Source organism: Candidatus Avelusimicrobium aviculae (assembly GCF_949292495.1).
Classification (GTDB): domain Bacteria; phylum Elusimicrobiota; class Elusimicrobia; order Elusimicrobiales; family Elusimicrobiaceae; genus Avelusimicrobium; species Avelusimicrobium aviculae.
Genome location: NZ_CASEZB010000027.1, coordinates 23,836 through 30,596, shown reverse-complemented (window position 1 = coordinate 30,596; position 6,761 = coordinate 23,836). Strand labels below are relative to the sequence as shown.

Genomic DNA, 6,761 nt, shown 5'->3' with positions numbered 1-6,761 from the left:
GAACTTAAACGTTAAGTTCAACGGGGGCGCCGCCCGGTTTGTGGGCCCCAGCGGGTATAACGATCCGGCCAGCCGCATTAACCAAATTACCACGAACGCAAATCAGCTTCGTTTGGAAAGCGTATACGCCACGGTAAAAGGGAAATTAAACATTACCGGTGTGGGGACGTATTCCTACCGCAATCTAGACAGGCCCACTACTCCGCTTCGTTTGGCGGGCAACTGGGTGCCGCTTCCCAGCACGGATGGGGTAAGCGCCCGCACGCTGCAATGGGAAACCCGCAAAACGGTAAAACACCCGGACAAGGGCGGGGAAAGCGTAAAGATTTTGGTATTGGCGGGTAGCGGCGGCACGACGCCGACTCCTCCTACCTGTACGGCGCAAACCTGCAGCCCGCAGCCGTGTCCCAGCGGGCAGACGGGGCAGATTAACTACACGTGGAGCCAAAGCCAATGCAAATGCGTGGAATCCTCCAGAACGTGTCAAGTTTCATCGGGCCTTTCGTGGCAAGCTTCCACGTTACATACTGGTTGTTACGGTTCCTGGTGTTACCCGGGTCATATGAATTGTACCTCTGATGGGGCTGGCCATATTTCTTTCGGTTCTGGCAAATGTGCAACTATTTCAGAGTCAATTCCTTCTAACATATGGTTATTGATTAAGAATTATACTCCCTGCGCCGCAGGTGTAAATGCTGGAGACACATGTTCAACCAAAGGCGCACAATGTTATGTAATGTCTTATGGCATGACAGGAACAACTTATAATGAACAAACAGTAGAATGTTGTGGCAACACGCTCCTATTGACCTGTAACTAATTCTTATTCCCCCCCTTGGAAACAAGGGGGGGTTTTTTTGTCCTTTTTTCTCTTACCTTAGTTTTCGGCTGGTTTTTTATTGACAACTTTTTCTGTAATACACTAAACTATATGTATTATGAAAAACTTTCTTTATGCCGTCAGCGGGTTATTATTGTTTCAGGCTGTTTTATGGGCAGAAAGCACGCCGCAGGGAAAAGTTAAAACCCAGCGCGGGGCCCCCCAATATTTATCGGTAGACCCGCTGGATGTGACGGACTCCTGCCCCGGCGGCAACATTATGCAACCCTTTTCCTGCACCAAAGACCAGCCGGACGGTTTTACCTGTTTTGACGTGTCTATCGTACAGGGTGACCCCATCCCCACGGAGCGTTACGAACTGTTAGACGAAACCTTACAACCCGAAGACGTAAGCGCTGAACCCCAGTGCTTAAATAAAGAGCCAACTTGTGAATCTTTTTTAAAACAATTAAATTATAATTTAGATTTTTCCTGGTTTATTACCAATTACCCCTCTTCCTCGTTTCCGGAATGCGGCAAAACCTATACCTGTACACGCATTGTATGTTATTTTCCGCCAGATAAAGAAAGTGGGGAAACGGCCAGCCAAAAACTTTCCTGCGTGTACAAAAAACACCAGCGTTTCTTTGTAGGAAGCGAAATAACCTGTACCCGCACCTTTAAAGGCCAAACGCTTCCCCCCGCCCCTAAGCAAATAGAGAAGAAAGAAAACACCCTGTCTTTATAAGACTATTTTTATCATACGGTATACAAAAAAATCCTCCAGCCACACTGGAGGATTTTTATATATAAAAACAGCCTGGCAAAAAAATTTCTTCTATTTTATGCACTGATTTATTCCAATAAAAAAGCGGTTTTTAAACCGCTTTTTAATTGTCATTTTTATGGGAGATGCGTTTTTTCTGTTTTTTGACGCAAGGACTATTAGGGAAAAATGAGACAATATCCCACTCTATTTTTTTAAAGAAAGCACCTACGCTGCCAGCCGCTACGGAACGCTCGGTAAGGCTGTCCTGTCGGTCCGGTTCTTGCTCTGTTTCCATATTCCGCCTCTTTTACATAGATATAATAAACTATATTATATATATTATAATAGTAAAAAAATATTATATAAAATAATATAAAAATATTGTTTAAAAATAAAACCCCCGTCATAAAATAATCTACACTCTATACACTCAGCCATTGTGTTAAGCCGTGTTTGGGCAACAGTACGGCTCAACCGGCTAACTCAGCCCGGAATCTCTTTTCAATCAGTCTTATCATAAGAAAACATTTATTTTTGTTTTTTGGGTTAAAAGGCAAAACAAAAACCCCTCCTTATAAAAAGGAGGGGTTTTATAAGAAGATTTTTAGAAGTTTGCCGGCGGGGTGCCTTCTAACAAATCCAAAGAATCGCAAATAGCAATGCTTTTTTCATTTTCTCCTTTACAGGCCAGCGAACGTTTGGCCCCCGTACCCGTTCTATACGGATTCCAAATGCGGTATTTATAGTCCCCGGCATTACGTATAGCCGTAGCGCTGGCGCAAGAAGTGCCAAATATACGGTTTGTGGCGGCCGTACCGATATTCTCTCCTAATTTATAGGTAAAGGTTTTGCCTACTACCGTTTTGGTGTTTCCCGCTCCGGGCATATCCACAATTAACTTGCTAAACGAGGGAGGACATTCCAAATGTGCGGCGTAATAGGCGTAAGTGGCGTCATTAATAGACTTAATAACAGCCATAGCCTCCACCGCGCGGGAACGCTCTATGCTGCGCGAGTAATTGGGCAATGCGATAGAGGTTAAAATACCAATAATCAGCACAACCGTTAAGAGTTCAATTAATGTGAAACCTTGTTTGGATAATCTCATACTCATCTCCTTTTATTTGCTCTCATTGTAGCAAATATAAGTATATGCTTTAAAATTGAAGTTTAGCCAAACGTTCGGCCGCCTCTTGAGTAAGTTGGGGCGTATTAAAGGCCGTTAAGCGGAAAAACCCTTCCCCGCAGGAACCAAACCCCACCCCCGGCGTACCGATGATATGGGCCTGTGTTAAAAGTTTATCAAAAAACGCCCAAGAATCAAGCCCTTTAGGGGTTTTTAACCAAATATAAGGGGCGTTTTCCCCGCCGTAGGCTTGTAAGCCCGCCTTTTTTAAGCCCTGCAAAATAACTTGCGCGTTCTTTAAATACAGTTCAATATTTTGGCGGATTTGCTGCTGCCCCTGCGGAGTATAAATCGCCTGGGCCCCACGCTGCACAATATAAGGAACCCCGTTAAATTTAGTGGTTTGGCGGCGCAGCCATAAATTATTTAAAGCCACTTCCTCTCCGCCGGCGGTATGGCCCTTTAATTGTTTGGGGACCACGGTATAGGCACAGCGCGTACCCGTAAAGCCGGCCGTTTTGGAAAAAGAGCGGAACTCTATCGCCACGTCTTTCGCGCCGGGGATTTCATAAATACTGTGTGCAATGCCCGGCTGGGTGATGAAAGCCTCGTAAGCGGAGTCATACAAAATAATGGAATGGTTTTCCTTCGCCCAATCCACCCATTTCTTTAAATCCTCAACCGTTAAAGCGGTGCCCGTTGGGTTGTTGGGGGAACACAAATACACCAAATCCACCCGTTCTTTGGGCAAAGCGGGCACAAAATTATTTTCAGCCGTACACGGCAGGTATACCACCCCTTCAAACAGCCCTTCCACAAAATTACCCGTACGCCCCGCCATGACATTGGTGTCTAAATAAACGGGATAAACCGGGTTTTGTATGGCAATGCGGCAGGAAGAAGAGAAAATTTCCTGGATGTTGGCCACATCGCTTTTGGCGCCGTCGCTCACAAAAATTTCATCGGCTTCCAAATCAATATTGCGGGCTGAATAATCGTGTTTTAGAATATCTTCACGCAAAAAAGCATAACCCTGTTCCGGGCCGTAGCCGCGGAAAGTTTCCGTTTGGCCCATTTCGTCCACCGCTTTGTGCATGGCTTCCAGCACCGCCGGAACCAGCGGGCGGCTCACGTCCCCGATGCCCAAACTAATTAAATTGGCTTTTGGGTTGGCTTGTTTAAAAGCCTCCCTTTTTTTGGCAATCTGGGAAAACAAATATCCCCCGGGAAGTTTCAAATAGTTTTCGTTTACCTGTGTCATAATTCGCTTTTCCACTCTCCTTCAAAGATTTCTTCCGCCGGGCCTGTCATAAAAATATTTTTCTGTTCGGGCCAGTCTATCAGCAAGTCCCCCCCGTCCAGCTTAACGGTCACCCGGCGCTCGGTCTTGCCGTTAATTACCGCGGCCACCACGCTGGCGCAAGCGCCCGTGCCGCAGGCGCGCGTAATGCCGGCGCCGCGCTCCCATACGCGCATACGCAGCGTTTTTTTATCTATAACAGTTACAAACTCCACATTGGTTTTAGCGGGAAAAGCGGCGTTCTTTTCCACCAATGGCCCCAATTCGCGCAGCTGGGCATATTCCACGTCCGGCCCAAACATTACAAAATGCGGGTTTCCCATGGAAACGGCCGTGCCGTAACGCACCGTGCCGCCGATTTCCAAAGGTACGTCCACCGCCGTATCAGTAGGGTCTCCCGTCATCGGGATTTGGCCTCTTAACAGGCGGGGTATCCCCATATCCACGCTGACCAAGCCCAAGTGGGAATCTTTAATTTCCGTTTTAATGGGGCCGGCCAAAGTTTCCAGGGTAAGAGTAGTTTTATCGGTAAGCCCCTCTTTTCTGGCAAACAGAGGAACACAGCGGGAAGCGTTGCCGCACATTTCCGCTTCGGAACCGTCACTGTTAAAAATTTTCATGCATAAATCGGCCGATTCAGAAGGCAACACCAAAACCAAGCCGTCCGCACCAATGCCCAAATGCCGGTCACACAGTTTTTGGGCAGCGGTAAACGAATTTTGTATTTTTTCTTTAAATCCGTTCACTAAAATAAAATCGTTACCTAAACCGCTGTATTTGGTAAATTTCATAGTCATTTTCTCCCATATCTGTTTATTGTATAAAAAACGCCGGAATTTTTGATAATATATTTTTAATGTATGTATACAGGAGCCTTTTTATGGAATTAGAAAAAGTAATACAAGAACGCCGCAGCGTACGTAAATATCAGGAAAAACCGGTAGAGCGTGAAAAAATAAACGCCTGTTTGGACGCGGCGCGGCTGGCGCCGTCCGCCTGTAACTCCCAGCCTTGGCATTATATTGTAATTGACGACCCAAAAGTAAAAGAAGATTTTTGCAAAGAAGCCTTCAGCGGGGTATACGCCATGAGCAAATGGGCGGAAAAAGCCCCCGTATTAGTTGCCGTAGTATCGGACAAAGGCAATTTTACCAGCCGTATTGGGAATTTTTTCCGCCGGACGGAATTTTATTTGGTGGACCAAGGCATCTCCGGCGAGCATTTTGTGCTTCGCGCGCATGACTTAGGCCTAGGCACCTGCTGGATAGGATGGCTGAACAGCGACAAGGCCGAAAAATTCTTCCACCTGCCCAAAAGCAAAAAAATTGAACACTTAATTGCCGTAGGCTACCCTGCGGAAACGCCGGACCCGCGCCCGCGGGAAACGCTGGAAAATATGGTTTCTTACAACGAATACAAATAATCCAACAATTCCCCGCTTTCCGGGAATTGTTAGATGATTCCATTTTCCCGCCGCATAAAAAAGCCCCGCTTTTCAAAACGGGGCTGATTTTTATTGGGCTGTTTTTTCAAACTTTTCTTTAAACCATTTAATGACCCAGTCCGGCTTGTAGTCAATAATTTTACGGTTATGCGGCGCGTAGCTTTCCGGCGGGGCCATGATTTGTTTTTCTTGGGGCAGGCGCGGGTAAAAATAATCCGTCACCACCTCTATATTAGGGTACCACAAATTATGCACTTTTTTGTCCACCCAATGCTGTAAACCCAAATTGGGCAGATTTAACCCGGCGGAAGCCGCCCAAAAGACAGAGTTTACCGCTATCACATACACCGTAAAACGCTGTTTTAACAAGGCCAGCAGGTGCCAGGTTTCATTAATAGCCAATTTTTTAATGTCTACTTCAAAATAACTCAGGTTCTCCAGCGGGCCGCCTTTGGTAACGCTCATGACAAAATATCCTTCTTCTATCAGTCCGCGGGCTAGGTCCCCCATATGCGGGTAAGTATACGAGGAACCGCGCGAGTCCAACTGTAAAAACACAATGCCTTTCTTTTCCCGCGCGCGGGAGGATACCTCATCAAACGCAGCCTGCACGGCAGGAGAAGGCGTTTGCGGGAAATACATCACCGGGGAGGGAACCCCTTTGGGGGCGGGCAGGCCGAACGTTTCAAACAAACTTTTTACGCGGTGGGAAATATGTACGCCGTAATCATAATAAACGGGAACCGTCAAAAAGCCTTCGGGAATATCTTTAAAAGCGGCGGAATAATCATAGTTCTTCCATATCAAGGGGTGGCGCTGGCCTTGGAAATAAAACACTTTTTCAAAATGCGGGTTATTTTCCAACAGCTTGCCTACCAGCGGGGAGTTATTGCGGTCAAACGCGCCCCCCACATACGCATAAAAAGGTAAATTAGGATATTTTTGTTTTAGGGCTTGCAGCATAGGGGTGGTGTATAAATAGTCCCCTATCCCCATAAAGAAAATGAGAGCCAGGCCTTTTACCTGGGGGTTAGTATGGAGGGCGTTGTCAAAATTATAATACACATGTTCCCGGCGGTAGAGCGGGCGGGAAATGCGGTACCAGTTTGTATTAATGGGAAGCGTTTCCTTATCAACCGGCGCGCAAGGCGCGTCAAAACGGTACCAAACGGGCGTACGGGACGGAATAAAAAAGAAAATTTTGTGCCCCAGCCAGCGCAGTACTTCATAAACCACGCAAACCGGGCGGTGCTTATACAGCCAATGGCGGAAAGAATGTTTTGCGGTCATATAAAAAGCCCC

8 protein-coding genes are annotated in these 6,761 nt (G+C 46.6%); 3 read left to right on the top strand and 5 right to left on the bottom strand.

Going from position 1 to position 6,761, the window contains the following annotated elements:
• Together ACQY33_RS06505 and ACQY33_RS06500 are read left to right on the top strand one after the other, a co-directional pair.
• Positions 1–820: hypothetical protein (locus ACQY33_RS06505; RefSeq protein ID WP_428075100.1), on the top strand; the 820-nt coding region annotated here is incomplete at its 5' end.
• 118 nt (positions 821–938) lie between these two features.
• Positions 939–1,568, top strand: a complete 630-nt coding sequence (locus tag ACQY33_RS06500; protein WP_428075098.1) for a hypothetical protein — start codon at positions 939–941, stop codon at positions 1,566–1,568.
• A gap of 142 nt (positions 1,569–1,710) precedes the next feature.
• Here ACQY33_RS06500 and ACQY33_RS06495 read toward each other — a convergent pair whose 3' ends face one another.
• From ACQY33_RS06495 to dapF, 4 genes are all read right to left on the bottom strand, one after another.
• Positions 1,711–1,884, bottom strand: a complete 174-nt coding sequence (locus ACQY33_RS06495; protein ID WP_428075096.1) for a hypothetical protein — start codon at positions 1,882–1,884, stop codon at positions 1,711–1,713.
• A 309-nt stretch (positions 1,885–2,193) separates the two neighbouring features.
• Entirely contained in the window at positions 2,194–2,697 is a 504-nt protein-coding gene (locus ACQY33_RS06490) for a type IV pilin protein (protein WP_428075095.1), read from the bottom strand.
• 49 nt (positions 2,698–2,746) lie between these two features.
• Complete coding sequence (locus tag ACQY33_RS06485) at positions 2,747–3,976, bottom strand: LL-diaminopimelate aminotransferase (RefSeq protein WP_428075093.1); 1,230 nt, start codon at positions 3,974–3,976, stop codon at positions 2,747–2,749.
• A complete protein-coding gene (gene dapF / locus ACQY33_RS06480) occupies positions 3,973–4,806 on the bottom strand; it encodes a diaminopimelate epimerase (RefSeq protein ID WP_428075091.1) in 834 nt (277 codons plus the stop codon). The genes ACQY33_RS06485 and dapF overlap by 4 nt, the downstream gene beginning before the upstream one ends.
• 89 nt (positions 4,807–4,895) lie before the next feature.
• On the opposite strand from dapF, the gene ACQY33_RS06475 reads away from it, so the two are divergent.
• Positions 4,896–5,438 carry a nitroreductase family protein gene (locus ACQY33_RS06475; protein WP_428075089.1) on the top strand — a complete coding sequence of 181 codons (543 nt, stop codon included), beginning with the start codon at positions 4,896–4,898 and terminating at the stop codon, positions 5,436–5,438.
• A gap of 90 nt (positions 5,439–5,528) precedes the next feature.
• Here ACQY33_RS06475 and ACQY33_RS06470 read toward each other — a convergent pair whose 3' ends face one another.
• Entirely contained in the window at positions 5,529–6,749 is a 1,221-nt protein-coding gene (locus ACQY33_RS06470) for a glycosyltransferase family 9 protein (RefSeq protein ID WP_428075087.1), read from the bottom strand.
• Positions 6,750–6,761: the final 12 nt, after the last annotated feature.

Coding starts and splice junctions, on each gene's coding strand:
- ACQY33_RS06500 (WP_428075098.1), top strand. CDS start 939: ATGAAAAACTTTCTTTATGCCGTCAGCGGGTTATTATTGTTTCAGGCT.
- ACQY33_RS06495 (WP_428075096.1), bottom strand. CDS start 1,884: ATGGAAACAGAGCAAGAACCGGACCGACAGGACAGCCTTACCGAGCGT.
- ACQY33_RS06490 (WP_428075095.1), bottom strand. CDS start 2,697: ATGAGATTATCCAAACAAGGTTTCACATTAATTGAACTCTTAACGGTT.
- ACQY33_RS06485 (WP_428075093.1), bottom strand. CDS start 3,976: ATGACACAGGTAAACGAAAACTATTTGAAACTTCCCGGGGGATATTTG.
- dapF (WP_428075091.1), bottom strand. CDS start 4,806: ATGAAATTTACCAAATACAGCGGTTTAGGTAACGATTTTATTTTAGTG.
- ACQY33_RS06475 (WP_428075089.1), top strand. CDS start 4,896: ATGGAATTAGAAAAAGTAATACAAGAACGCCGCAGCGTACGTAAATAT.
- ACQY33_RS06470 (WP_428075087.1), bottom strand. CDS start 6,749: ATGACCGCAAAACATTCTTTCCGCCATTGGCTGTATAAGCACCGCCCG.